The sequence below is a fragment of the Pantoea sp. C1E2 genome, assembly GCF_056491465.1.
This window is the reverse complement of sequence record NZ_JBSZHT010000002.1, coordinates 896911-922304: the sequence shown is the minus strand read 5'-3', so window position 1 is coordinate 922304 and position 25394 is coordinate 896911. Positions and strand designations below refer to the sequence as shown.

24 protein-coding genes and 3 tRNA genes are annotated in these 25394 nt (G+C 54.0%); 13 read left to right on the top strand and 14 right to left on the bottom strand.

The window, feature by feature from the left end; translation table 11 throughout:
- Positions 1-12: 12 nt before the first annotated feature.
- The 3 genes from nadR to serB are packed head-to-tail and all read right to left on the bottom strand — an operon-like array spanning position 13 to position 3650.
- On the bottom strand, positions 13-1239 hold the full coding sequence (nadR, locus tag ACXI0A_RS04480) for a multifunctional transcriptional regulator/nicotinamide-nucleotide adenylyltransferase/ribosylnicotinamide kinase NadR (protein WP_224932405.1): 1227 nt from the start codon (positions 1237-1239) through the stop codon (positions 13-15).
- 37 nt (positions 1240-1276) lie between these two features.
- Positions 1277-2659 carry a DNA repair protein RadA gene (radA, locus tag ACXI0A_RS04475; protein ID WP_224932404.1) on the bottom strand — a complete coding sequence of 461 codons (1383 nt, stop codon included), beginning with the start codon at positions 2657-2659 and terminating at the stop codon, positions 1277-1279.
- A 13-nt stretch (positions 2660-2672) separates the two neighbouring features.
- Positions 2673-3650 carry a phosphoserine phosphatase gene (serB, locus tag ACXI0A_RS04470; protein ID WP_476150175.1) on the bottom strand — a complete coding sequence of 326 codons (978 nt, stop codon included), beginning with the start codon at positions 3648-3650 and terminating at the stop codon, positions 2673-2675.
- Between the two features lie 107 nt (positions 3651-3757).
- Between serB and ACXI0A_RS04465 the strand changes: the two genes are divergently transcribed.
- Positions 3758-4435, top strand: coding sequence for a YtjB family periplasmic protein (locus tag ACXI0A_RS04465; RefSeq protein WP_224932402.1), 678 nt, complete (start codon positions 3758-3760; stop codon positions 4433-4435).
- On the opposite strand, the gene yjjJ is transcribed toward ACXI0A_RS04465, so the two are convergent.
- The 4 genes from yjjJ to ACXI0A_RS04445 form a co-directional block, all read right to left on the bottom strand.
- Positions 4432-5754 carry a type II toxin-antitoxin system HipA family toxin YjjJ gene (yjjJ, locus tag ACXI0A_RS04460; RefSeq protein WP_476150177.1) on the bottom strand — a complete coding sequence of 441 codons (1323 nt, stop codon included), beginning with the start codon at positions 5752-5754 and terminating at the stop codon, positions 4432-4434. The genes ACXI0A_RS04465 and yjjJ overlap by 4 nt on opposite strands.
- Positions 5755-5882: 128 nt before the next feature.
- On the bottom strand, positions 5883-6566 hold the full coding sequence (yjjG, locus tag ACXI0A_RS04455) for a pyrimidine 5'-nucleotidase (RefSeq protein ID WP_224932400.1): 684 nt from the start codon (positions 6564-6566) through the stop codon (positions 5883-5885).
- Between the two features lie 11 nt (positions 6567-6577).
- Positions 6578-7018: a ribosomal protein S18-alanine N-acetyltransferase gene (rimI, locus tag ACXI0A_RS04450; RefSeq protein WP_476150179.1), complete on the bottom strand. Its 441-nt coding sequence runs from the start codon at positions 7016-7018 to the stop codon at positions 6578-6580.
- Positions 6990-7400 (bottom strand): DNA polymerase III subunit psi, encoded by a 411-nt coding sequence (locus ACXI0A_RS04445; protein ID WP_224932398.1) that lies wholly within the window; start codon positions 7398-7400, stop codon positions 6990-6992. The genes rimI and ACXI0A_RS04445 overlap by 29 nt, the downstream gene beginning before the upstream one ends.
- Positions 7401-7506: 106 nt before the next feature.
- Here ACXI0A_RS04445 and rsmC point away from each other — a divergent pair, with 106 nt between their 5' ends.
- The 4 genes from rsmC to ACXI0A_RS04425 all read left to right on the top strand — a co-directional run bounded on the left by rsmC (position 7507) and on the right by ACXI0A_RS04425 (position 9012).
- The gene (rsmC, locus tag ACXI0A_RS04440; protein WP_224932397.1) at positions 7507-8541 is read left to right on the top strand and encodes a 16S rRNA (guanine(1207)-N(2))-methyltransferase RsmC; all 1035 of its coding nucleotides are present in this window, start codon (positions 7507-7509) and stop codon (positions 8539-8541) included.
- Positions 8542-8682: 141 nt separating this feature from the next.
- Positions 8683-8769: transfer RNA gene (locus ACXI0A_RS04435), tRNA-Leu, on the top strand.
- Positions 8770-8799: 30 nt separating this feature from the next.
- Positions 8800-8886: transfer RNA gene (locus tag ACXI0A_RS04430), tRNA-Leu, on the top strand.
- A gap of 39 nt (positions 8887-8925) precedes the next feature.
- A tRNA-Leu gene (locus tag ACXI0A_RS04425) sits at positions 8926-9012 on the top strand.
- 109 nt (positions 9013-9121) lie between these two features.
- Here the strand turns inward: ACXI0A_RS04425 and ACXI0A_RS04420 are convergent.
- On the bottom strand, positions 9122-9406 hold the full coding sequence (locus ACXI0A_RS04420) for a DUF1435 domain-containing protein (protein WP_200576621.1): 285 nt from the start codon (positions 9404-9406) through the stop codon (positions 9122-9124).
- Positions 9407-9635: 229 nt separating this feature from the next.
- Here ACXI0A_RS04420 and ACXI0A_RS04415 point away from each other — a divergent pair, with 229 nt between their 5' ends.
- The 3 genes from ACXI0A_RS04415 to ACXI0A_RS04405 all read left to right on the top strand — a co-directional run bounded on the left by ACXI0A_RS04415 (position 9636) and on the right by ACXI0A_RS04405 (position 12238).
- Positions 9636-10730 (top strand): diguanylate cyclase domain-containing protein, encoded by a 1095-nt coding sequence (locus ACXI0A_RS04415; protein ID WP_476150182.1) that lies wholly within the window; start codon positions 9636-9638, stop codon positions 10728-10730.
- A 153-nt stretch (positions 10731-10883) separates the two neighbouring features.
- Positions 10884-11678, top strand: coding sequence for a siderophore-iron reductase FhuF (fhuF, locus tag ACXI0A_RS04410; RefSeq protein ID WP_476150184.1), 795 nt, complete (start codon positions 10884-10886; stop codon positions 11676-11678).
- A gap of 95 nt (positions 11679-11773) precedes the next feature.
- Entirely contained in the window at positions 11774-12238 is a 465-nt protein-coding gene (locus ACXI0A_RS04405; protein ID WP_224932393.1) for a YbaK/EbsC family protein, read from the top strand.
- Here ACXI0A_RS04405 and ACXI0A_RS04400 read toward each other — a convergent pair.
- From ACXI0A_RS04400 to ACXI0A_RS04385, 4 genes are all read right to left on the bottom strand, one after another.
- The gene (locus tag ACXI0A_RS04400) at positions 12235-13488 is read right to left on the bottom strand and encodes an MFS transporter (RefSeq protein WP_224932392.1); all 1254 of its coding nucleotides are present in this window, start codon (positions 13486-13488) and stop codon (positions 12235-12237) included. The two genes, ACXI0A_RS04405 and ACXI0A_RS04400, sit on opposite strands and share 4 nt — an antisense overlap.
- A gap of 253 nt (positions 13489-13741) precedes the next feature.
- Positions 13742-14725, bottom strand: a complete 984-nt coding sequence (locus tag ACXI0A_RS04395; RefSeq protein WP_476150186.1) for a nucleoside hydrolase — start codon at positions 14723-14725, stop codon at positions 13742-13744.
- A 12-nt stretch (positions 14726-14737) separates the two neighbouring features.
- Positions 14738-15760: a substrate-binding domain-containing protein gene (locus ACXI0A_RS04390; RefSeq protein WP_476151160.1), complete on the bottom strand. Its 1023-nt coding sequence runs from the start codon at positions 15758-15760 to the stop codon at positions 14738-14740.
- Between the two features lie 77 nt (positions 15761-15837).
- Complete coding sequence (locus ACXI0A_RS04385; RefSeq protein WP_476150187.1) at positions 15838-17232, bottom strand: MFS transporter; 1395 nt, start codon at positions 17230-17232, stop codon at positions 15838-15840.
- A 580-nt stretch (positions 17233-17812) separates the two neighbouring features.
- On the opposite strand from ACXI0A_RS04385, the gene ACXI0A_RS04380 reads away from it, so the two are divergent.
- Complete coding sequence (locus ACXI0A_RS04380) at positions 17813-18367, top strand: histidine phosphatase family protein (RefSeq protein ID WP_224932389.1); 555 nt, start codon at positions 17813-17815, stop codon at positions 18365-18367.
- A 77-nt stretch (positions 18368-18444) separates the two neighbouring features.
- On the opposite strand, the gene ACXI0A_RS04375 is transcribed toward ACXI0A_RS04380, so the two are convergent.
- Positions 18445-19395, bottom strand: a complete 951-nt coding sequence (locus tag ACXI0A_RS04375) for a YncE family protein (protein WP_224932387.1) — start codon at positions 19393-19395, stop codon at positions 18445-18447.
- 416 nt (positions 19396-19811) lie between these two features.
- On the opposite strand from ACXI0A_RS04375, the gene ACXI0A_RS04370 reads away from it, so the two are divergent.
- A complete protein-coding gene (locus tag ACXI0A_RS04370; RefSeq protein ID WP_476150190.1) occupies positions 19812-20825 on the top strand; it encodes a capsular polysaccharide synthesis protein in 1014 nt (337 codons plus the stop codon).
- Here ACXI0A_RS04370 and ACXI0A_RS04365 read toward each other — a convergent pair.
- Complete coding sequence (locus tag ACXI0A_RS04365; RefSeq protein ID WP_476150191.1) at positions 20799-21722, bottom strand: LysR substrate-binding domain-containing protein; 924 nt, start codon at positions 21720-21722, stop codon at positions 20799-20801. The genes ACXI0A_RS04370 and ACXI0A_RS04365 overlap by 27 nt on opposite strands.
- Before the next feature lie 120 nt (positions 21723-21842).
- On the opposite strand from ACXI0A_RS04365, the gene ACXI0A_RS04360 reads away from it, so the two are divergent.
- From ACXI0A_RS04360 to ACXI0A_RS04350, 3 genes are all read left to right on the top strand, one after another.
- A complete protein-coding gene (locus ACXI0A_RS04360) occupies positions 21843-22232 on the top strand; it encodes a tautomerase family protein (protein ID WP_034826287.1) in 390 nt (129 codons plus the stop codon).
- Between the two features lie 211 nt (positions 22233-22443).
- Positions 22444-24735, top strand: a complete 2292-nt coding sequence (gene opgB / locus ACXI0A_RS04355; protein ID WP_476150194.1) for a phosphatidylglycerol--membrane-oligosaccharide glycerophosphotransferase — start codon at positions 22444-22446, stop codon at positions 24733-24735.
- Between the two features lie 200 nt (positions 24736-24935).
- Positions 24936-25385: a hypothetical protein gene (locus ACXI0A_RS04350; protein WP_476150195.1), complete on the top strand. Its 450-nt coding sequence runs from the start codon at positions 24936-24938 to the stop codon at positions 25383-25385.
- The last annotated feature ends 9 nt before the right edge of the window (positions 25386-25394 follow it).

Sequence of the window (25394 nt, the reverse complement as noted above, 5' to 3'; positions counted from 1 at the left end):
TATGTCTGGCGATCAGGCGCCCAACATCTCTTTCACTAACTCAACGCAGCGCAGGAAGCGCGTATCGTAGTCATCCTCTTTCACGTGCACGAACTCGATATTGTTCTCACGCAGCATCGTCACCAGCATCGACTGAAACTCACGACGATCCATTGAGCTGCCGAGGCTGCGTAAGCCGTCGGCCACCCATGGCACGTTGTTCTCCAGCAGGATCACCAAATCAAATCGATACTCGTCGATTAACGCCTGAACAAACGGATGCTCGCGCCCTTCATACTTGAGGCAAAACGCCTGCGTGGTAACAAAGTCGGTATCGATAAAGGCCACTTTACTGGCGTATTTGACGGCAAAATCGATGTACTGCGCCTGCCCCAAGGCAATCTTGTCGTAATCGGAATACTGCAGCGCCATCTCATCGCCACCGAGGTGCGAGAAGACATAATCGCGGCCATATTCCCACGCACTGGTGGTATTGAAGATATTCGCCAGTTTGTTGACCAGCGTCGATTTGCCGCTGGATTCCCCGCCAAGGATCGCCACAGTGCGCACAAAGAACGGCTTCACTTCGGTGGGAATGTATTCCCAGTAACGGAACGGATCCTGACGAATCTGCCCGCCGCTGATGTTCATAAAGGATCGATTGGGATCGATCACCACCGTCGAAATGCCGAGGTGCTGTTGATACATCGCCGCATCCGGCTCTTCGCTGGTGTAAATGCAATCCGGCTCAATGCCCTGCTCTGAAAGGAATTTCTTTACCCCTTCACTCCACACATCCCAGCCGTGCGGATAAGGTTCGATCCCTTCTTCATCAAACGAGTGGATGCGGATGTTTTTCTGATATTTGAAGGTCTGCAATAACCAGCGCAGACGATCGCTGACGGTCGGCTGCTGCGACATGGCACTGTTTTCAAACAGTTCACGATCGCGCGGATCGTCATGGCCCATGATGATGTGCAACTCGTCCACCTGGCTACAGGCGCGCTGGATCAGATAGATATGGCCGGTGTGCAGCGGGTAAAACTTACCAAACACCACGCCAACGGTTTTGTTGCGGCGCGGAAATTCCAGCCCAAGAAAACGGTGCAGCGCTTCCAGCTTCTGCGCACTCGGACTTTTGATTTTGGCATTCAGCAACTGGCTTAAGTAGCCTTTGGTCATCCCGCTGGCATCTGCAACCTGCTGCAGCGTATGGCCCTGCTGGCGTATGGCAGTTTTCAGGTAGTCGAACGATGACATTTAGTGCCTCCTGCATAGGAAATAATGGGGTGCGGTATTACAGCTCGTCAAAAATCGCCAACGCATCCGACAGCTTTTTCGCGCTATACACCTTCATGCCCTCAATGGCCTTCTTCGGTGCATTGCCCGCGGGCACAATCGCGCGTTTGAAACCGTGCTTGGCTGCTTCTGAAATACGTTCCTGGCCGCTCGGCACCGGACGAATCTCCCCCGCCAGCCCCACTTCACCGAAGATCACTAAATCCTGCGGCAGCGGACGATTACGCAAGCTGGAGACCATTGCCAGCAGCAATGCCAGATCGGCACTGGTTTCGGTGACTTTGACGCCACCCACCACGTTGACGAACACATCCTGATCCGCCATCTGCAAGCCACCGTGACGGTGCAGCACGGCCAGCAGAATCGCCAGGCGGTTCTGCTCCAGACCCACGGCCACGCGACGCGGGTTGCCCATCATCGAGTGATCCACCAGCGCCTGAATCTCAACCAACAGCGGACGTGAACCTTCCCACACCACCATCACCGAACTGCCGGCGGTGACTTCATCGCCGCGCGACAGGAATATCGCCGATGGATTGCTGATTTCACGCATGCCCTGCTCGGTCATGGCGAACACGCCCAGCTCATTCACCGCACCGAAGCGGTTTTTGTGACTGCGCAGCGTGCGGAAGCGCGAATCGGCATCGCCATCCAGCATCACTGAACAGTCGATGCAGTGCTCCAGCACTTTGGGGCCCGCCAGTGAACCGTCTTTGGTGACGTGACCCACCATCACAATCGCCACGCCGCGCGTTTTAGCAAAGCGCGTCAGGTAAGCGGCGGTTTCACGCACCTGCGCCACACTGCCGGGCGAAGATTGAATATCCGCCATGTGCATCACCTGGATCGAGTCGATCACCATCAGTTTCGGCTGTTCCTGCTCGGCGATCAGGCAGATCTGCTCGATGCTGGTTTCCGACAACATATTCAGGTTTTCGGTGGGTAATCCCAGACGGTGGGCGCGCATCGCGACCTGTTGAAGTGATTCTTCGCCAGTGACGTACAGGGTTTTCATCCCTTCCGCCAACTGACACATCACCTGTAACAGCAGCGTCGATTTACCGGCACCGGGGTTACCACCGATCAAAATCGCACTGCCTGGCACCACGCCGCCGCCAAGCACGCGGTCAAACTCTTTGAAACTGGTGGAGAAACGCGGCACGGCTTCGAGGCTGATTTCGGACAGCTTCTGCACCCGGCTGGGTCCAGCGCTACCCGCATAACCACTCAGACGCTCGTTACGCGCTGCTGCAGGCGAGGCGGCAATCCGCACCTCGGTGATGGTGTTCCACGCGTTGCAGGCGCTGCATTGCCCCTGCCAGCGTGGATAGTCTGCGCCGCACTCGTTACAAACGAAGGCGCGCTTTGCCGCTTTGGCCAAATCAAATCCTCTGTTAACGCTCTTCGTGAATCAGGCTACCGGTCAGGATGCAGAACACACCCATCAAATCGGCATGGCGGATAATGATCGACGCCTGCTCATTCACTTTCGGTTTAGCATGGTAAGCGATGCCTAATCCTGCTGCCTTAATCATCGGCAGATCGTTGGCACCATCGCCAATCGCAACCGTTTGTTCTGGCGCGATTTCATGACGTTCAGCGAGATTTTTCAGGGTATCGGCTTTAAATTGCGCATCAACAATCTGCCCTATCACTTCACCCGTCAGCTTACCATCGCGCATTTCCAGCTCGTTGGCGACGGCCGCGGCCAGATGCAGTGTCTGACGCAGATAATCGGCGTAGTAAGTAAATCCACCGGAGGCAATCGCCACCTGCCAGCCCAGCGCCTGCAATTTATGCACCAGCGTGGTCAGACCCGGCATCAGCGGCAGCGTGTCGCGCACCTGCTTAAGGATGTTAGCGTCAGCACCCGCCAGTTTCGCCACGCGCTCGCGCAGGCTGGCTTTGAAGTCCAGCTCGCCGCGCATGGCACGTTCGGTGACTTCCGACACCTGCTCGCCGCAGCCCGCCAGTTTGGCGATCTCATCGATGCATTCGATCTGAATGGCGGTGGAATCCATGTCCATCACCAGCAATCCCGGAGTTTTCAGATGCGGGATCTTGCCGAGCGGCGCCACGTCAAATCCCGCGTCGTGCGCCAGTTTGGTCGCACGCGGCGTCAGTGAACCGGCCAGACGAACCACCTGATACTCATCGACATTCCAGGCACTCACGATCACCATCGCCGCACCCAGCAGATGCTGATAATCGGTCAGTTTTTGTTTATCGAGTCCGCGCCCATACAGCAACCAGCCAGTCCGACCGGCACGGTAATCCAGCGGCATCACTTCATCACCGCTGAGAGAAAGGGGTAGACCCGGCCAGAGTGAAACATCGGCGGGCAGATCGCACCAGGTAAGACGATTTGGCATTACAGCTCCTGTAGGGACAACAAAACCACGCAAGAGGCTACCTTGTCTGCGCGGGTTCTGGCAACATAATTGCCAGCCTTTCTGCTGTTACGTCACACGGGTTTCTGATGGTTAAAACCGCACTGAAATTTCGCCTGCATCGCACGGTGATTGTTCTTATCTCGCTGGCCCTGTTAGTGGTGCTGATGCAAGGGGCATCCTGGTTCAGTCTCGGCCATCAAATGGCCCGTTCTGAACAGGTGGAAGAACTCGCGCATACCTTGACGCGTCAGGTAGCGTTTAGCCTGAAACCGCTGATGGATAACAGCGACGATAACCGCACGCAAATCGCTGCCATCCTCAATCAGATGACGGACAACAGCCGCATCCTCGATGCCTCGGTGTATGCCGACGACGGCAGTCTGGTGGCGCACAGCGGCGAAAGCATTAACGTGCGCGATCGGCTAGCGCTGGATGGCAAACGCGCCGGCAGCTACTTCAACCACCAAATCGTGCAGCCGCTGGAAGGCAAAGAGGGACCGCAAGGTTTCTTGCGCGTGACGCTGGACACCCACGTATTGGTCACCGAATCGCGCCAGGTGGACAACACCACCAACATCTTGCGCTTGATGATGCTGCTGGCGCTGGCGATTGGCATCATCCTGACCCGCACCCTGCTGCGCGACCGCCGCACCCGCTGGCAGCAATCGCCGTTCCTGCTCACCGCCAGTCGCGCGGTGAAAGAGGATAAGGAACGTGAGGAAGAAGAAGCGGCCACCACCTCAGAGAATGAAAAAAGCCGCTAAGCCATTTTGCGGATGGTCTCATCCAGCGTATCCAACTGCTGCAATGATTGCGTGGCGATACGCTGGAAGTTTGCGCTGAACGTTTCGTCATCCGCAATCGCCTGCCAGTATGTTTTCGCCATTCCACAAGCTGTTCGCCACACCTCACCCGGTACTGAGATATCCAGCGTTAATGCCAGTTCATCACGCATATGCCCCTGCGAGTTAGGTGCCAGTGCCATCGGCAGCATGTCGTAGGCAGGTGTCAGAATGAATTTTTCCTGGTCGGTGAAGAAAGATAAATTTCCTGCATGCATATCACTGTTACCAATCAGGCGACCAAATGCCCATTGCAAGGTGCCACGCTGTAGCGTGACATCATCAATGCGCTGCTGATGGCGCAGTTCACGCAGCGCAGCAGGCCAGTGTTGTTGATGACCAACAAACTCTGCGCTGACGGCCTCAAGCGAACTCATCTCACGTCGGCCACGCTCACCAATGCGATCAAAACGCTGCACTTCGAGAAATAACTGCTCTGCACCTTCAATCAGTTGGCTTTGTGCCGCAGCCACGCCTGTAGCTTGCAGATGCTTTAATGCCAGATGTTCCGCACGTATCAAATCGCGCCAGCGCTGCGCATTATCACTGTGGCGCGCCACAGTGAATTTCACCAGACAGTGACGATCGCCATTGGATGTTGTGGCATAGCAGAGGAATTTAGGTTGCTCGCCACCCGCTGATGACCCGGGCTCATCGCCACTTAGCGCATGCTGTGCTCGCTGCGGATACGTTAACGCTTTATCTTCTTCGCTAATGGCGCGCGGTGCTTCCTGCTGTAACCAGCGCTGATACGTGCGCTCGCCGATAATGAACGCGCCCGGCATGTCGACGCCACCGCTTGCCAGCGCCATTAAGCACTGATCGTCGCTCCACAGGCGAATGTCATCATGCAAACCCAATGGGTGGGCATTCTCTCTGCCCCATTGGCGGCCAATAAAGCCTTGCGGGCGCATATCCTGTAAAAACCACGGCAACCCTTCGTAAAAGAGCCCTCGCCCTTGCTCATCCTGATGCAGGCAACTGCCCTGCGGCCAGGTGGGTAACAGCGTGCCAGCGGGCTGTGCCTGCCCTTGTGCTGAAATGCGATACAGTGGAAAGCGGTCTTCGCCGCGAATCGGACGGAGTAAGGCATAACGCGTTGCGCGTGCTCTGCCCCATTTCACGATTTGAGGCTGCTGCCGTAATTGCCGCGACAACGTCGCCTGACTGATGCCAGAGCGTTGCAGTAAATCGGCTGCACTGAGCGGTCCCGCCAGCAGCAAACTTTGCAGATCGACCATTGTCGTTCACCCTATCAGCGCCTGATGAATAGATTCGTGAATAGATTTATGCATAGATTTTATCATAAAAAAAGCCCGCACAGCGGGCTTCTTCATATCATTACAACGGCAACGGTGAATAGATACTTTTAGCGTTCTGTCAGCAATGCTTGCAGCTCTGCCAGCGTCTTCACCTGCCAGGTTGGCGTAATGTGTTCCGGCAACGGGCGCGTGCCGTGATCAATCCAGCAGGTTTTCACTCCCGCGTTCATGCCGCCAAGAATGTCAGATTCAGGCGTATCGCCGACCATTAACACGCGGCTGCGATCCGGGTTGCCGAGCAATGCCAGCGTGTGGTCGAAAATCGCCACGTCCGGCTTCGGTACGCCGACCTGCTCAGAGATCACCAGCTCATCAAAAAACTCGCGGAAACCGGTACGTTCCAGACGCGCCTGCTGCAAGGCGGTAAAACCGTTGGTGATGATGGCGATCTTCACTTTGCCTTTTAGCGTATTCAGCAGCTCAGCAGCGCCCTCCAGCGGCAGGCAGATCTCCGCCATCGCGCTGAGGAAATCGCTGTTCAGCACTTCAGGCGCTACGCTGAGTTTCTCACCCCACAAGGTGAAACGACGCGTCTGCAGCTGTAATGCCGAAATGGTGCCGTTTTGATAATCGACCCACAGCGGTTTGTTGATCGCCTGGTAGTCAGCGTAATCCTGATCGTTAAAGTGCACGTCATAACTGGCGAACATGCGCTGAAGGCCAGCATAGGCATCAAAATGGAAAAGTGTGTCATCTGCATCGAACAGGATGCAGTCCCAGTCGTTTAACATAGTGTCCCTTTTTACAGTGTTAGCGCCATGATAATGGCATCTTCACGGCCGTTGGCGGTGGGATAGTAGTTAGGACGAACGCTGACCTGATGAAAATCGAGCTGTTCGTACAGGGCAATCGCCGGGTGATTCGAGGCACGCACTTCCAGCCACAATGTCATCACATCGCGCTTTTCCAGCTCTGCAATCAAATATTGCAACAGCTGACGCGCAAATCCGCGGCGCTGGAAATCCGGGTCGACCGCAATGTTGAACAGCGAGGCTTCGTCCAATACCACCTGCGTAATGGCGAATCCCGCCAGTTTACCCTCGGCTTCCAGACGATAATTCACAAAACGTTCGCCCTGGTTACTGGCAAACGTCTGCTCGCTCCACGGAAAAGCGTGGCTACGGCGCTCAATGGCCAGCAGGTGCGGCTGGTCTTCAGGGGTGACTAAAGAGATGGCTGTCATGGTTACACATCTGTTGCCACAGGGCGCGTTTTGCGGCGCCGCTGCTGATTAATTCGTTGAAAACGGCGGTGGAAAAGGTAATGCCGTTAAAGGTGTATTCGCTCTCGACGCCCAGTAGCCAGCCCGCACAATCGACCTGTTCGGGCAGCATCGGCAGCTGTTCAGGTGTTAGCGTCATTACCTGCGAAGGCTGAATACTCAGGGCACGCAGCACATCGCGAATCAAAGGTTCCTGCAGCGCGGGAGCATGTTCCGCCACCATCACCAGACGGGTATCCGGTGCCAGCGTAACGGCAATTTCGCCCTGCAGCACGCGCGGGCGCCGCAATTGATACTGCGTAATCCCCATTTGCTGTAGAAGCCAGTCGCGCCTTGTACTCATGCTATTACCCGTTATGCTGCCAGAATGCGACGCTATGCTAGCAAACCCATCGAACATGCGCCAACAAAGCACTATAATCCCCGCTCTGATTTAACAGGAGCGTTCCATGTCTGCTTTTACCCCGGCCAGCGAAGTCATTCTGCGCCACAGTGATGAATTTACCGCCCGCCATGTTTTGTTTGCTGGCGACCTGCAGGATGACCTGCCCGCCCAGCTGGAAACCGCATCAACGCGCGTGCACACCCAGCAGTACCATCACTGGCAGAACCTGAGCCGTCGCCTCGGTGAACGTGCGGTTTACAGCATGGTGGCCACTGCCGCTGATGTCGAAGGCTGCGATACGCTGGTTTACTTCTGGTCGAAGAACAAGCCGGAAGCGCAGTATCAGCTGCAAAACCTGCTGTCACTGATGCCGGTTGGCTGCGATATCTTCGTGGTCGGTGAAAACCGCAGCGGCGTGCGCAGTGCAGAAGGCATGCTGGAAGAGTGGGCTAAACTGGAAAAAGTCGACAGCGCGCGTCGTTGCGGTCTCTATCACGGTCGTCTGGATACACAGCCAACCTTTGATGCCAGCAGCTATGGCAATACTTACATGATCGAACATCTCACCATCCACACGCTGCCGGGCGTCTTCAGCCGCGATGGACTGGATATCGGTAGCGATCTGCTGCTCTCCACGCTGGAGCCGCACTTCCGTGGCAAAGTGCTGGATATCGGCTGTGGCAGCGGCGTGCTCGCCACCGTGATGGCGCAAATTTCCCCACGCATCCGTTTGTGGCTGTGTGATGTGCATGCCGCAGCAATTGAAGCCAGTAAACTGACGCTGGCCGCTAACGAACTGGAAGGTGAAGTGTTTGCCAGTAACGTCTTCTCCGATGTCACCGGCCGCTTCGATATGATCATCTCTAACCCGCCGTTCCATGATGGCCTGCAAACCAGCCTCGATGCGGCCAACACGCTGATCCGTGGTGCGCTGAAGCATCTGAACAGCGGCGGTGAACTGCGTATTGTCGCCAACGCCTTCCTGCCTTATCCGCAGATTCTTGATGAAACCTTCGGTAACCACGAAGTATTGGCGCAGACAGGACGCTTCAAGGTGTATCGTGCGGTGTACGGTCGCGGTGCTAAAACGCGTAAATAACGCATTTTGATCTTCATGACGGTGAAAATGTTGTTTTTTGCAGCAATCGTTTCATCGTCGTGAAATATGTATTGACGCAAAGAGTAAAATCTCTAGAATGCGCCTCCGTGGTTAGCAATACTTTAGGGTGTTGCATGGTACGCGACGGTGGCGGAATTGGTAGACGCGCTAGCTTCAGGTGTTAGTGTCCTTACGGACGTGAGGGTTCAAGTCCCTCCCCTCGCACCAATAATCACAAAGTTTATATCATAGCACTGAGCGATGGTGGCGGAATTGGTAGACGCGCTAGCTTCAGGTGTTAGTGTTCTTACGGACGTGAGGGTTCAAGTCCCTCCCTTCGCACCAATGCAATGGTATAAACAAGACAAGTAAAGACAACACAATGCGATGGTGGCGGAATTGGTAGACGCGCTAGCTTCAGGTGTTAGTGTTCTTACGGACGTGAGGGTTCAAGTCCCTCCCTTCGCACCACGTTGTCTGAATTGCCTGACCCTTCTGGTAGTAAAATCCCAATTTGAACCAAAAGAAAATATCACGCACTCAGCGTGATGTTGTCGTTTCTGTCATCCTGAAAACAGGATCAGATGATATGGAAATTCACGGTGACCGCCGCCGCCCCACCCGCCAATGCCAGACAAGAAGGCAGCAGCAAGTAGTGACGCAGACGATGATGGAACAACATCACCACGGTCATTAACAGCGCAACAATCATCACGACGCGCCACTGGCTGAAACTCGGTTCCCACAGCGCAAATATCGGTAAGGCGGCACAGGGCAGCAATACCCCCCAGCCACTGTCCAGACGTTTACCCATCATCCAGCTCACACCCCACAAGCCGCAGGCAGCCAACATCGCCATGATCATCGCGCAACCCTCAAATGATAAATATTCGTATTATCATATGACAATATTTCTCATCTTGCAGCGAATTTTTTATTGCGGGACGCGTTGGATGACAGATTTACTGGAAAATGCTAAATTGCCGCCGATAACTATTTCGATAACACGTCAATAACGTGCTCACTATCCGATTTGCGGGAGTATTTCCCACGGGTAGCGCTTTGATATTTCAGGGCTGTGAAGAGTAATAATAATGAAATTACAATCTTATGATGAGTTGAAACACAGCAAATATCGGCTTTCGCTGATGCTCTTTTTGTTTTTAAATGTCGCCGTTTCGCTTTTTTGCCTGTTACCTTTTTTAGGCACAGATAGCCCGGTAAGCTCGCTGCCAGTGGGGATTGTCGCGGCTTTCAGCCTGACTTTGCTGACCGTTTGCCTGATGATGCCAAAACGGAAATTACCGCTATTAAATCCTGTCGCCATGATATTAGGCGCACTGTGGGCATGGCACATTAACCACAGATATCATCAGGTTTTTTATTTTGATGGCAGTTTTTTAATAATCAGTCTGTTAAGCGTATTTTTTGTGAGTGCTATTGCACTAAGTGATTATTTGATCGCATTTTGTTTACACATCACGCCGCCGGTATTAACCGTACTGTTATTAGATGATGGTCAGCATTTAATGACGATCATTTTTACTATTACTCTGCCGTTGATTGGTTTCTCGCTGCATCATTTAATGCGGCGCCGTTTTGATACCTTTACCCGACGGCTGGTGAGCCAGCTGTATGAGGAAAAGGAGAGTTTTAGCGATTTGAGTATGCTGGATCCGCTTACCGGTTTGTATAACCGCCGCGGCCTGAAAAATCGCCTCGACACTATTCTGGAAAACCATGCAGGCAGTCATTACGTGCTGCTGCTGGATATCGATCATTTCAAAGCCTATAACGACAACTACGGTCACGCGATGGGCGATCAGGCACTCGCGCGGGTATCGGTCGCGATTCGTGATGCGGTGCGTTCGCGCGATGTGGTCACGCGTTATGGTGGTGAAGAGTTTCTGGTGCTGATGACCAACGTTAACGCGTCGATTGCTATGAAACTGGCGGAGCGCATCCGTCAGTACGTGGTGGATCTTGAAATTCCGCATCGCTTTAATGAAAAGGTCTCCACCCACGTCACCATCAGTGCCGGTATCGCCCCCATTTTGGGTGATGACTTTGACCAGGCGGTGGCCAATGCAGACCGCGCGCTATACGTCGCGAAGAATCAGGGGCGTAACACCATCCTCGCGTGGGAAGATTTGCCGAAGCTGACGCAAGTCACCAATGACCTGATCTAGCAGATGTCGTCGCGACGCGATTCTCACGCTTTCCAATGGCGGTGCAGGGCCGAAAAATGCCGCCGCCCCCTTCTCAACTTGATGACATCTTGTTCACACTGACGGTAACGATTATCATTTGCTTCACGATTCCCGTTATCACTCAGGATTGGCATGCCCATCATCACGCGTCAGGATCATCGCTTTAGCGACCATCCTCTGATCTTTATGCAGAGCGACCGCAGCTTAGCGAGCGCACTGGAAGATCTGATGCGTGAGCAACGCAGCTACATGCTGGATAACGTCAAGCTTGGCCAGGCCGCGCCGGCAGGGACGTTAACGCTGGCAGATTGGTCCACACCGCTGCACTATCGTCGCCTGACGCAGCGCTATAGCGATTACCTTTATCGCAATCACCCTGATATGCAGCAGGAAGCCAAACCGCTGCAGTCACTGTGGGCGCAATGGTATTTTGGTTTGCTGTTAGCCCCGCTGATGTTGATGTTGCTGCAGGAACCGCGGGCGCTGAAATGTGTGCCACATCTAATCCATGTAGAATTTCATGAGAACGGCCATCCCTGTGCTTTCTGGATTGATGTGCAGGAAGATGAAGAGGCGCGCCATCTCAGCGCACAGCAGCGTATTGACCGCCTGGTTCAGCAATGCCTGATCCCTGCCGTCAACGGCATGACGCAACATGGTGATATCAACGCCAAACTCATCTGGAACAACATGGGGTATTCGTTTTACTGGTTCCTCGGTGAACTGAAAAGCCAGTTGCCCGCACCCGTCATCTCTCAGCTGGAACAGGCGCTGTTCTTCACCCAGACACTGCTGGATGGCAGCGACAACCCGCTTTATCGCACCATGATCCCGCGAAATGGCGAGATGGAACGCCGCAGCTGCTGCCAGCGCTATCGCATTCCGGACGTCGAGCGCTGCGGTAACTGCACGTTAAAAGTGGTTTAACCTGCGCGCATTCTGTTACAGATTCTCTTTTTATCCCGTTTACACTTTCCCCCCCTTGTGGCAGCTTTTAGGCTCTGTTTTTACCGGAGAAAAAAATGAGCCTGGAGTCGGTACGGCACTTCTTTGCCGAACATGCACCGGATATCGACATCATCGAGATGCCGGAGAGCACCGCCACGGTAGAACTGGCCGCACGCGTACATGGCGTGACGCCGGGACAAATCGCTAAAACCCTGTCGCTGAAAGTGAAAGATGCCATTGTGCTGATCGTCACACGTGGTGATGCCCGCCTCGACAACCGCAAGCTGAAAGCCGCGCTCGGCGCCAAGGCACGCATGTTAAGTGTCGATGAGGTGGTGAACTGGACCGGACATCCGGTGGGCGGCGTCTGCCCCTTTGGACTGGAAAATCCGCTGACTGTTTATTGTGATGTCACCCTGCGCGGCTTTGAAGAAGTGCTGCCCGCGGCAGGTTCGATTCACAGCGCAGTGCGCATTTCGCCGCAGCGCATGGCTGAACTGACTGCGGCGAAATGGGTCGACGTCTGCGAGGCGCTTTAACGCTGTTCGCGCGCCACGGCACCGGATATTTCAATACCCCGCGTCTCTCGCCCAAAGGCGACAAACACGCAAATCAGCACCGCCACCGTACCGGCAACAATCGCCATCCCCAGGCCGTAGTTGCCGCCGTGCGCCTCGGCAATGCGTGACTGCAAGGTCGCATTGACCGAGGCAATCAAATTACCCAACTGATAAACAAAGCCCGGCAACACGGCGCGCGCATTCGAAGGCACCAGTTCGGTGAGATAGGTCGGCACCACGCCCCACGCGCCCTGCACCATAAACTGCATCAGGAACGCACCAATCCCAATCATCCAGGATCCGCTGGAGAATGCCCACAGCGGCAAGATCGGCAGTGCAAGGAACGAAGCGAGGATGATCGCTTTCTTACGGCCAATCCGTTCTGACAGCGCACCAAAGGTAATCCCGCCCAGCATTGCCGCAATGTTATAGCTAATCGCGATGATGCTGACGGTGCGCGGATCAAACTGATGCTGCACTTTCAGGAAGGTGGGATAGAGATCCTGGGTGCCATGGCTGAAGAAGTTAAAGCACGCCATCAGCAGCACCATATAGATACAGATTTTCCAGTGCTGACGAATAATCGGCAGCAGCGCCGTACTCTCTTTGCGCTCACGCGCGGCCAGCCAGACCGGGGATTCCGGCACTTTAAAATAGATAAACGGCAGCAGCAGAATCGGCAATGCCCCAATCAGGAACATGCCGCGCCAGCCCACCGTCTCGAAAAACAGCCCGAAAATGATCGATGCCAGCAGGTAGCCGCAAGGGTAGCCCGCCTGGAAGATGCCGGACATCAGCCCGCGCGAACGATCCGGGATGGTTTCCATCGCCAGCGACGAGGCCACGCCCCAGATACCGCCCATCGCCACGCCGTAAATCACGCGGAAAGCGAGGAACGCGGTGAAGTTCGGTGACCAGGCTGAGAGCAGCTCAAACAGCGAGAACATCACGATATTGAGCATCAGAATCGGGCGGCGGCCATACTTCTCAGCCAGACGACCAAATATCAGTGCGCCGATCGGTCGAACCGCTAGCGTGAGCATGATGGCAACAGAAACATCGGAGACGCTGGTGTTGAAATACTGGGCAAGATCGCTGAGTACAAACACCAGGATAAAGAAGTCGAACGCATCCAGCGTCCAGCTGGCGAAACTGGCAAACGCCACGTTTCGCTGGGTCGCAGTCCAGTTGAACATAGGGGTATCCTGTCTGATTAGCTTCCGGTTCATTGACCAGAATTTATTGGAACATTATCCGGCGAATGATTTCGCTGGTTATTATTGTGTTAACTATTTGTATATAGCATGTCAGAAAGGCGGGCTGCGGCGGGGAATTGTCAGGGAGTGATTCGCGGTGTAAGGAAGCGTGTCGTGAAGTGAAACATTGCACCGCTGAGCAGCAGTGCAATGTCATGCGGCGTGATGAATGCGCCATTGAAGGACGGCCGGTGCGACAACCTGGGCCGCACTCCGTGATAGGCAATCAGCGCTGCAACTGATTAAACGCCCTCTCCATCATCTCCAGCAGCAATGGATTGTTGACGTTCTGCATCACATGCACCAGCGCCCCGGTATGCTCCGGCACGCCAATATCCAGACGCAGTGGCGAACGATAACGCCAGCTCTTGCCGCGTGTCGCGCCCGCACGTAACTCAATATCGACAAAGTAATCCACCCCATCCGCCACGCGCTGATTGAGTAGCCAGGCAATCACCAGCGCATCGTGGATCCAGCAGCCCGGCAGATGGCGAGTGCGAATCGAGTAGTCAATCCACGGACGCAGCGTCTCACGGACAAATTGTGGCAATGGATGGTCGTTGGTGGTCAGACGATTGAGATCCTGATGGGTCATCAATGTTTGTGTGGTGGCGTCCATCGGCACCAGCGTGATGGCCGCTCCGCTGTGCAGCACCTGATGCGCTGCTTCGGGATCCAGACCAAAGTTGGTGTCTTTAATATAATCATCTAAAGCGAATACCCCGCCCATGATCACAATCTCCGCCACGGACTCGGCCATTTGCGGATAACGCTGCAGCGCCTGCGCCACATTGGTCAGGGGGCCGATCGCCACCAGGGTAAACTCGCCGGGATTATCGCAAATCAACTGGCCCATCACGCCAGCGGCATCGTTACCATCTGCAGCCAGCAGTTGCGGTTTCCGCACGCCCCGCCACAGCTCACCGAGGGTTGCGTCCTTCACACCATCCAGGCGCGCGCGCCAGGGGGCAGGATCTTCGCGGAGCGCCTGCAACGCGCCCTGTACCACGGGAATATTGAGGCCTAATCGCTGGAGTAAATCTTTGGCAACCTGCGCCCCTACCGCACTCGGCGTGTTGCCGGTGACGGTGGTAATCAGTTCAACCGACAGCGAAGGTGATGCCAACGCCAGTGCCAGCGCCAGGCCGTCATCGGTGTTCGCCCCTGCAATTCCATTTCCCGGATCACAATCAATAATCAGTCTTTTCATAATGTTATAGGTTTATTTTTGTTGAGTAAGCGGGCAGCCACAGGACTCACCGATTTCAAGATGGTGAGGAAACTCCGCCAGTTGGGCTTCTCCACCCCAATTTTTCAGCATGGCGATAGCGCTACGTGCCATTTCACGCAGCGGTTGACGTACCGTGGTTAATGTCGGCACATGGAATGCGGATTGATCGGTGCCGTTAAAACACACCAGTGCGACATCCTGCGGCACACGTAAGCCGTGCTCAGAGAACGCACGGATACAGCCAATTGCCTGCCCTTCATTGCTGGTAAACAGCGCGCGCGGCACCTTTCCGCTGGCAAGCATATGTTTTGCGGCGTCATAACCGCCTTGTCGCGAGTAGCTGGCAGGGAAAATCAGAGCTTCATCTACCGGTAAACCTTTCTCTGCCATGGCATCGCGCCAGCCCTGAATACGATCCTGCGCATTCAGCATCTCCAGCGGACCGCTAATCATGCCAACCTGCTGATAACCGTGGCTGAGCAGATGTTCGGTAACCTGACGCGACGCCTCGCGCTCATTCACCCGCAACATGCTCACGCCAGGACGCGGTTCAACGCGATCCAGCATCACCAACGGCGTGCCGCTGGCCTGAATCACATCAATATAAGGATGGCGGTCAACGCTGGTATAAAACAGGCCATCCACCTGACGATTCAGCAAACCCTGAATCAGTTCCAGCTCACGCTTACGATCGTCTCCGGCATCACCCAACAGCATGACGTGGCCGTGATCCAGCGACTCCTGCAGCAGCATGTGCGCCATCGAGGCCACGAAGGGGTTGCTGATATTCGGCACTATCAGCCCAAACGTTTTGGTGCTGCCAGAAGCCAATGCACGCGCCACCGCATTCGGTCGGTAGCCCGTCTGCTTAATCGCTTCCAGCACGCGCAGCCGCGTGGCTTCCGCCACCGGGCGCGGCCCGTTGTTCATCACATAGCTCACCACCGCCACTGACGTGCCGGCGGCTTTCGCCACATCACTACGCGTTACATTTCCGCCTGGAGATTTTGCCAATGCTCTTGCCTCTGCATGAATGCCATTGGCCGGATTATCCGGCCAATGGCATCGTGTCATTTACAGCTTGTTGCGCGTCAGATCGCATCTTCCGGCAGATTCAAATCGCGCCCACGCGTTTCCGGTGCCACAAAAGTGGTCAGAAAACCGATGGTCGCCATCGCCGAGAAGTACACGGCAATCGCCCACCAGTGTCCGGTGTACGATAACAGCGCCGCAGCCACTAAAGGTGCCGTCCCTCCAGAAAGGATAGACCCCAGCTCTTTCGCCACCGCCATCTTGGTGTAACGGTGTTTAACGCCAAACATTTCCACACCCCACGCGGCCTGCACACCAAAAATGCCGAGTGAGGCCAGCGCCATGCCCACGACCATCACCGGGATCACAATCGCCGGGTCGCGGCTGTCCATCAGACTGAATGCCGGCCAGGCATAAATCATCAGCAGCAGGCAGAAACCACGATAGGTAATGCGGCGGCCGAAGCGGTCGGACATCCAACCGGCAAACGGGATTATCAGGAAACCCAGCAGCGAGGCGATAAACACCGCCGTGGTTGGCACTGACTTATCGAGCATCAGCACTTTGGCGACATAACCGACGATAAAGCCCTGCGCCAGGTAGGAGGGGCCGTTTTCGCCGATGCGTAAGCCGACCATGGTCCAGAACGCACGGCTGCGCTGCCAGAAACCGCGTGTATCAACGTCGGCGGCTGCATGCTGCAATGTGTTGCTGCGCTCCGCCTGCAAAAGCGCCTGCTGACGCTCAAACACCGGGGTTTCACGCAGATGGCGACGAAGCCACAACGCGACCAGGGCAATCAGCACGCTGCTGAGGAACGGAATACGCCAGCCCCAATCCAGCAAGGCTTGTTTATCCATCTGAATCACCGCCAGCCACACCAGCGAGGCGATCAGCGTTCCGCTGTTCGAGCCGAGAGCAATCACGGAAGAGACCAGACCACGACGCTCAACCGGCGCGTATTCGCCCAGCATCACGGTGCCACCAGAGAGTTCCGCCCCGGCGCCCAACCCTTGGGTAAAGCGCAGCAGCACCAGACAAGCGGGTGCCCAGACGCCGATAGTGGCGTAAGAGGGGATGAGACCAATTAAGGTTGTCGATGCACCCATCAGGATGATGGTGGCAATCATCACGGTTTTGCGGCCTTTACGATCCCCGATCCAGCCAAACAGCAGCGCACCAATCGGACGCGCGATAAAGCCGACCGACCAGGTAGCAAAACTGGAAAGCAGCGCCATGGTAGGTGTGGCATTGGGGAAGAACACATCGCCAAAAATGATACCCGCTGCCAGGCCATAGAGCGCGAAATCCGCGTACTCCATTGCCGTACCAAGCCAGCAAGAGAAGGTGGCGCGCCAGAAATCTTTGCGGCCAGAGGAGGTTTCCAGCCGCATGTCAGCAGCTGAAGAGGTGCTCAGTGAAGTTTGTTGCGAAACGGACTGCTGTACCGTCATGACCTTTTCCCTGAAATAGGTGAAAACAGCAAACGCCCTTCCGTGGGACGGTTCCCTTGCAACAAGCGGAACTCCCCGGTGACGACGTTCAGTAGGCAAACCTGGATGAAAGTCAAAGAATTCCCTGGTGTTGGAATTCACTCATCCGCCTGTTCTCGCCGATGTTTATTTCATCGATCGCATTAGTAAGGCAAATGTAACTACGTCATCTCAAGGCCAACTTTGTCTCTGGCACCGTGAGTTATCACTGTGGATACAGTCTATCTACGCGCGTAGATAAATCAAGTGATAAAAGTGAAAATTATTAATTTATCTTCACTATAACTCGGGATAAAAAGGCAAAAATGGCGTCAATTCATGACATTACATCTAATGCATGCAAGTAAAAGCGCGTTAACCCAAATGTAATTAACGAGCATTGCTTATCATTAGCTGAGTGGCGGCTGATCCTTCATCGCGCTTTTTTTCGCACAAATCAGTTAAGCTTTGATGACAATTGCGAATTAATCTTAAAAGCCCTTCGCAAGTGCGGTTCAGCCATCAGCTGCATTACACTGGATAAAAATCAGACAGGACACTTATGACCATCATCCTTATGCGACATGGCAAACCTGACCATCCAGGAAGCGGACGCTTTACCGCACGAGCGCTGGCGGACTGGTGTGAAGGTTATGACCTCGCCGATATCTGCGACTCGCCGCCGCCGCGCAGCATGGCCATCGCACAGATGGCCCGCGTGATCGCCTCTAGCCCGTTACCACGTGCACGCTCCTCGCTCACGCGTCTCGGCCTGCAACCGCATGAGGTGGATGATGTCTTCAGTGAAGTGGCCATGCCGCTGCTGCCGTTTGAACGCCTGCACTTGCCGCTGACCGTTTGGCTCGCCCTGTTGCGCCTGTTGTGGTTATGCGGTTACGCCGGGCATGTAGAATCATTAACCCATGCCCGAGCGCGCGCACGCCAGGCGGCAGATAAGCTAGTGGCGTTGTCGAAGCAAGGAACGGTCCTGCTGGTGGGCCACGGCATCATGAACAAAATGATCGCCCGGGAATTGCGCAAACGCGGCTGGCAGGCGGAAAAACATGCCAGTAGCCGCCACTGGAGCAGCGCGATTTACCATCGCCCGTTTATTTAAAGGGCACCCCGCGACGCCCGACATCGACATCTTAAATGCGCTATCAAGCGCCGCCCCACGCTGGATGTGTCATTCCGTCAGTTTAACTGGAAATAACTCAGCACCTCACAACCGGTTCCCGCGGTTGGTGTCGCAATCACTTTCATTTGCAGCAAATCAATGACGCTCAATGAGCCATCGCCTTCATTGGCAATCAGCAGCGTACGATTATCGGCGCTAAAACAGCCATCCATCGGCTTATTGCCCACCTGAATATCCCCCAATGGATTGAGCAAATCGTCAAACAGGGTGATCAGCGGTTCCTGATCGCCAATCGCGACCAAACGCTCACCGTTGGCACTGAAGCGCACCACCTGGCAGGGCTGCTGATGAGCCATAAGTTTAATGCGCTGGCGAATACGGTGGCTTTGCCGATCGACCACATACAACAACGGTGCGTCGGCCGCACTGGCCACCAGATAAGGGTGCTTAGGCGAGGCTGCAATGCCGGAAATCGGCCCCGGCAACAGAATATTGTCGATGATGCGCCCTTCCGCCTCACAGAGATCCACCACCGTAATGCTGGCGTCCTCTTCATTCTCGGTGAACAATTTACGCCCGCTGGGCGAGAGCGTCAGACGATGCGCATTGTGCGACGGCAGTTTAATGATTTTCTCTACCTTGTCGGTGAAGGGATCAATCACCGCAACGGCCGCACTGTTTTCACAACACAGATAAACTTTGCCGTCGCGTCCCAACTGGCCGCTGTGCGGTGACTGTAAGGGGGATAAATCGATAAAACCGTTAATCTGGCGTTTGCGCAGATCGATCACCGCCACTTTGTGACCGGGATGGGGGTTATCGCCATGAATGCCGTCACCATAGATCGGCACATATGCTTTCTCTTGCTCGGGCAACATCAGCAGTTCATGCGGACGCGGCGGAAATGCATTCAGCTCCTGCTGCACGGCAAAGGTGTCGGGATCGAGAAACAATACCCGATTCCCCTGTTTATCGACCGCCAGTAATCCACGGTTGTGTGGCTGCATAGTGCCTCCTTTGGGTTAACCACCTCGTTTAAGCGTAGTTAACCTGCATCAACAAGGGGCAAATCCCTGCCAGGCCAGTGAAAAATGTAGCCACTTTAAACCATCTCAATATAGGAATTTTTTATCTAAGCCACAGCCTGCGCGATGCAGAGGTTATTTTATTAGGAATAGTCCTAAAGGATATAAATTATAAAATCAGTTGGCCATTCAATTATTTTCGTAAAATTTTATGCATAACGGATCCTTCATTTTCCGGTTTATCTGAAAGCAAAAAAAAGTAATAGCCTCTAAGAGCAGAATGATTTATTAAGCTGAGGTGAGTACTTTTTACACACAGCCGTGAGGAAACATAAGAGCGCTCAAGCTGCCAGCATCAGGGAATCCTTGCCACCATAATCACAATAATCAGGTGCACTATGAATAAGAAACGTCTCCAGCCAGCGCTCGCGCTCTGGCAGAACTGGAAAAGAATCGCTTTTACCAGCCAGACATTATTGCAGAAAAAACAGCATACTGCGCTCTGCGCGCCGGAGTACGATCCCAGCGAAGAGGACAATATCGTGTTGTTTTCTGGCGAGAAATCGCTGCCAGAAATACCGAAAAAAGTCTGGATGTATTGGGATAATGAATATTTACCGAAATCAATGATGTTAAATATTCAAAAGTTGCGCAAAGATAATCCTGATCATGATATTCATTTACTAAACCGATTAACGGTAAAAGAAGTTTTACCGGACTTTATTTTTACGTCTACACAATTAAGCGAGCAGCAAAAAAGCGAAGTCATTCGTCTGGAGCTGTTATTACGTTACGGCGGTATTGCCATTGATTGCAGCACGCTGTTATTTGAAGATCTTTCCTGGGTGCATCGTGCCCATCAAGAACGCTGCATGGATGTGATTGGTTACTATCGTGAAATTTCTACCGTCAATTATCTGGCACCGGTGATTGAAAACTGGTTCCTGGCAGCAGCACCCAATAACCCGTTTATTCGCGAATGGCAAAAACAGTACGCGCCGATCAAACACCTGGGGGAGTTGAATTATTTCAACGAACTCTCTAAGCGTGATGATTATGCGCTGCTGACCCAGAAAATTGATCAACCGCAGCAGCAGTTGGGCTCACTGGCGCAACAGGCAGCCATGCGGGAATATCGTCGGGTGAATCTCTACCTGCGCAAGTGCGAAGCAAATGCCTACTATTATCAGCGTTTGAGCGGCTGGAAAAGCGAGGCGTTTGCGCATGCTATTCTGTTCAATCAACGTCCGTTAACGCCGCCGCCGGTCATTAAGCTTAGCGGCAACGAACAGATGCATCTCGACTTCAACCTGCGCTTAGGCAATTACAATCGCAGCAGTCTGCTGGGTGAGATGATGCAGCCGCCTGCAGCGATGACATTGGCTTCACCCATCAACAAAGCGCGCGCGTAGCCAATGGATAAAGGTGGTTACCGCCCGTGGCACCTGTGCTGCATACGGGCGCACCACCCACAACCGATCGGCGAAAGCATCCACGGTTTGCCACTGCGGCAGAACCTGTTGCAACGTGCCTGCGGCCAGCGCCGCTGTGGCACTGAAATCCGGTAACATCGCAATGCCTAATCCCTGCAATGCAGCGTCACGAATGGATTCGCTGTTATTGGTGGCAAAGTTACCCTGAATCTTCACCTGGACCGTTTCGCTCCCGCCGCTCACCGGGCGAAAGCGCCACTGGGGTGATTCCAGCCCGCGCGGGTAGTACAAACAGTTATGTTGCTGCAACGATTCTGGCACCTGCGGCACCCCGTTTTGCGCCAGGTAAGCCGGCGAGGCTACTAACAGCGCCCGCGTCTCACACAGCGGCAATGCCACATGAGTTTCAGGCAATGTCTGGCTGTGGCGAATGGCAAGGTCAAATCCTTCACTGCCCAACGACACTAACCGATCGGTGACATCCAGTTGCAGCCGCACCTGCGGATACTCTCGCAAAAAATCACCGATGATTGGCACCAGCTGCTGACGTGCAAACGCCACTGGCGCGCTGACCCGCACTAAGCCGCGTACCGGCCCGGCTTCATCGCGTACGCTGAAGAAGCTCTGGGCGATGCGCGCGAAAGGATCGCGCAACTCATCCACCAGTTTTTCACCCGCCGAGGTCAGACGCACGCTGCGTGTGGTGCGCTGCACCAGTGACACGCCCGCCATCTCTTCCAGCTCTTTTATCTTTTGGCTCATGGCCGCTTTGCTGACATCTAATCGTTCAGCTGCACGGGTAAAACTCCCCAGTTCAGCCAGTACGGTGAGCCAGTGCAAATGCACCCAGAGCGCATCAGTTTTGATTTCTTTCATATGGATTGTTCAAAATAATAAATAATCATTTCAACCAGCACGCTTTTTCTTTCCTGCAGCAAGCGGCAGCATAGAGCCACATCCTACTCTTATCTTGTGAGCAAAAACGAGGGTTTATTTATGCCGTTACTGACATTTGATGTAATTCAGGGCCGTTCAGAATCAGAAATTCGTACCTTACTGGATGCGGCGCACCGCGCGGTATTAACTGCGTTCAAAGTACCCGCGCGCGATCGCTATCAGATTGTTCATGAAAATAAACGCTATCAGATGGTGTTCCAGGATACCGGGCTGGGTTTCGAGCGGACCGATAACCTGGTGATGGTGCGCGTTTACACCAGCCCAAGAAGTGAAGAACAGAAAACGCTCTTCATGGCAGAGTTAGCCCGCGAGTTGCAGGAAAATTGTGGCGTGCAGGGCAACGATCTGATGATCAGTTTTATCACCAACAGCAAAGGTGACTGGAGCTTTGCCGACGGTGAAGCGCAGTATCTCACTGGCAAGCTCTGATCCTCCCTTCCCCTCGCTGGCAGCGGCGCGTGCGTTGCTGCCAGGTCAAACCATAGTCAACTTAAACCTGCTTTAAACGAATCGGAACCCGCCGCACAATTCTGTATGGTTATGTTGCAGCACTGTGACAGCCCATATAAATTGGCGCATAACCCCCAAAGAGGGCCGAGGGCGCAAGGATGGCGTCACTATTTTATGTGAGGATAAAACCTTGTCCGAGTTGGTTTCGGTTGTACTCTTTTTGGCGGCAATCGCCGTTTACTCCTACAAGGCCGGGCGAAATAAATTCTGGTTTATACTGATTTTAGTGTTGCTCGCGCTGTTTATCGTGCTCAATGCCACACTCATTGCCAGCAACTATTTTACCGGCGATGGCATCACCGATGCGGTGTTGTATACCCTGACCAACAGCCTGACGGGCGCGGGCGTCAGTAAATATGTGGTGCCCGCCATTGGATTAATCATTGGTCTGTTTTTGCTGTTTTGCCTGCTGTCCTGGCTACTACGCCGTCGCAAACGGCCGCATCATTTGGGCTGGAGTTTACTGGCTATCGCCTGCGCCGCTGGCTCGGTGCAAACCACACCTGCATTTCGTCAGGTGAAGGATCTTATTGCCTCGCACTCTCGCCTGGCCGACTCTGATTTCGACGACTACTACCATACGCCCAGTAAGACGATTCCCGAGCCCAAACTCAACCTGGTGTACATCTATGGTGAAAGCCTTGAGCGCACTTATTTTGATCAGCATGCCTTTCCTGGACTCGCGCCGGAACTGAGCCGAGAGAAAGACCAGAGCCTTGATTTCAGTGAAACTGAGCAGTTGCCGGGCACCGATTACACCATTGCTGGTATGGTCGCTTCCCAATGCGGTATTCCCCTGTTTGCGCCTTTTGATGGCAACGCCTCGGCCTCGCTCTCCAGCTTCTACCCACAAAATATTTGCCTCGGCGATATTCTGAAGAACTCCGGTTATGAAAACTGGTTTATTCAGGGCGCGGATTTACGTTTTGCCGGTAAGGACACCTTCCTATTGTCGCACGGCTTCTCACCCGCACATATGTACGGCTCGCAGGAGCTCATCAGCCGCGTCGCCGATCCCAGCTACCGCAACAACTGGGGTTTTTACGATGACACGGTGATGGACGAAGTGTTTGAGAAATACGAAGAACTTTCACGTCAGCAAAAACGGTTTGCCTTATTTACCCTGACGGTGGACACCCATCATCCTGACGGCTTTATCTCGCGCACCTGTCAGCGCAAAAGTTACAGCTACGACGGCAAACCGAACCAATCCTTCAGCGCAGTGGCCTGCTCGCAAGAACATGTCGCGCGTTTGATTGCGCGCATCAAAGCGTCGCCGTGGTTTAAAAACACCATCATCGTGGTCAGTTCGGATCATCTGGCCATGAATAACACCGCGCATCAATATCTGATTAAGCAGCCGCGCCGCGATCTGTTTATGGTGATTCGTGGTGACGAGCCACAGGCGCAAGTGCTGGATGGCAAACGCAGCACCCTGGATAACGGCGCGACGGTACTGGATATTCTGGGCGGTGATAAGGCGATTGGCCTCGGCCGCAGCGGCCTCTCTTCGACGTCCTTATCGGCACAGTTTGATGATATGGCGCAGAAGGTAACGGCATGGAAAGCCGATATCATTCAGCTGTGGAATTTCCCCAGTAAGATGGATACGTTTACCGTCGACCAGCAGAAAAACACCTTCAGCTTCTCCGGATCGACCTTCAAATTGCCGATTCTGTTCCGCGTCGGGCAGGATCGCGTCGAGCCGCTGCCAGAAGGCGAATACTCTGCCCCGCTGCGCTACCAGCTCGCCGACTTTACCTCCTCGGATAAATTCGTATGGGTCGATCGCTGCTTCAAGATGGGCCGCTTATGGCAGCCTGATTTGGCACTCTCTACCGATCTCTGTGTCGCCATGGGCCAGATGGGCGCAAAACCGAAGGTGACGCGCATTGATAAACCGCAGTGGAAGGGTAAAGCTCAATTCCCGAAAGCCGAAGTGAGTGCCGCCACTTATCAACTTAACGAGCAGCAGATTCGCGTGGAGGATAATGCCATTCGCTATAACGCCGACAGCTTCCTGCTGACCGTGCCAGGCGCACCCACTGGCGTGAAAGGTTTCACCGGAATCTCACGGCCCGAGAGCTGGGGAAGATGGTCGAATGCCAATCTGGCACCGGAAGTGAACATCGAATATGTCGATCCGTTGCCCGCCCGTTTTGATCTGGTGATCACCGCACGCGCCTATGGCCCTAATGCACATAGGCCCATCCCGGTGCGCGTCGGTGATGAGGAGCAGAGACTGAATCTCGGAGATGAATTCTCTACCACCACGCTGCACTTCAGTAATCCTAACGGCAGCCACAATCTGGTTATCTCGCCGCCGGAGCCCCAGCTCTCCAACGATGGCAACATTACGGGTCAGGATCCGCGTAAATTGGGTATCGGTATGGTAGAGATAAAAATAATTCCACAGCCGTAACGTTAACGATTTCCTTCACAAATCAAGGCCTGCCTGCGTGCAGGCCTTTTTTATTAGCCCTTTACGTTACTCATTGTAAGCATTGATTTTGTTCGAGGCGGCGCGCAAAATCCATATCGTCACATTGAGAAACTATCACCCTCTGGATACGCTTGCCACTTCATGGAACGACACCAGAGGAAATAAGGATGATATTGACAATGCTCAACACTCATAAAGCCTATAAAGCGTTGCAGGATGCGGGCGTTGCGGACAAGCAGGCCGAAGTCATGGTGGATATTTTTGCTGACATGCAGCAAGAAAATGCCTTAACCAAATTCGACTTGTCGCAAGCAACGGAAATCCTGGTACGGGAACAAAGAGCGACCCACCATCGCATTGATTCTCTTGAAGGGCGTTTCGACAAATTCGAAACGGAGGTCAATCAGCGATTTGACCAAATCGATGAAAGATTCGACAAAATCGATGTTAGATTTGAAAAAATCGATGCAAAACTCATCCAGCACGATGCTAAATTTAACGAATTAGATCAACGCATGCAGATTGGTTTCACGGAGCTAAAACAAGACAATGTGTGGATGAGGCGCATCATGTTTACTATCGCTACCACAATGATCGCGTTTACCACCAAATATCTGTTAAGCAACTGAGCCGGGCAC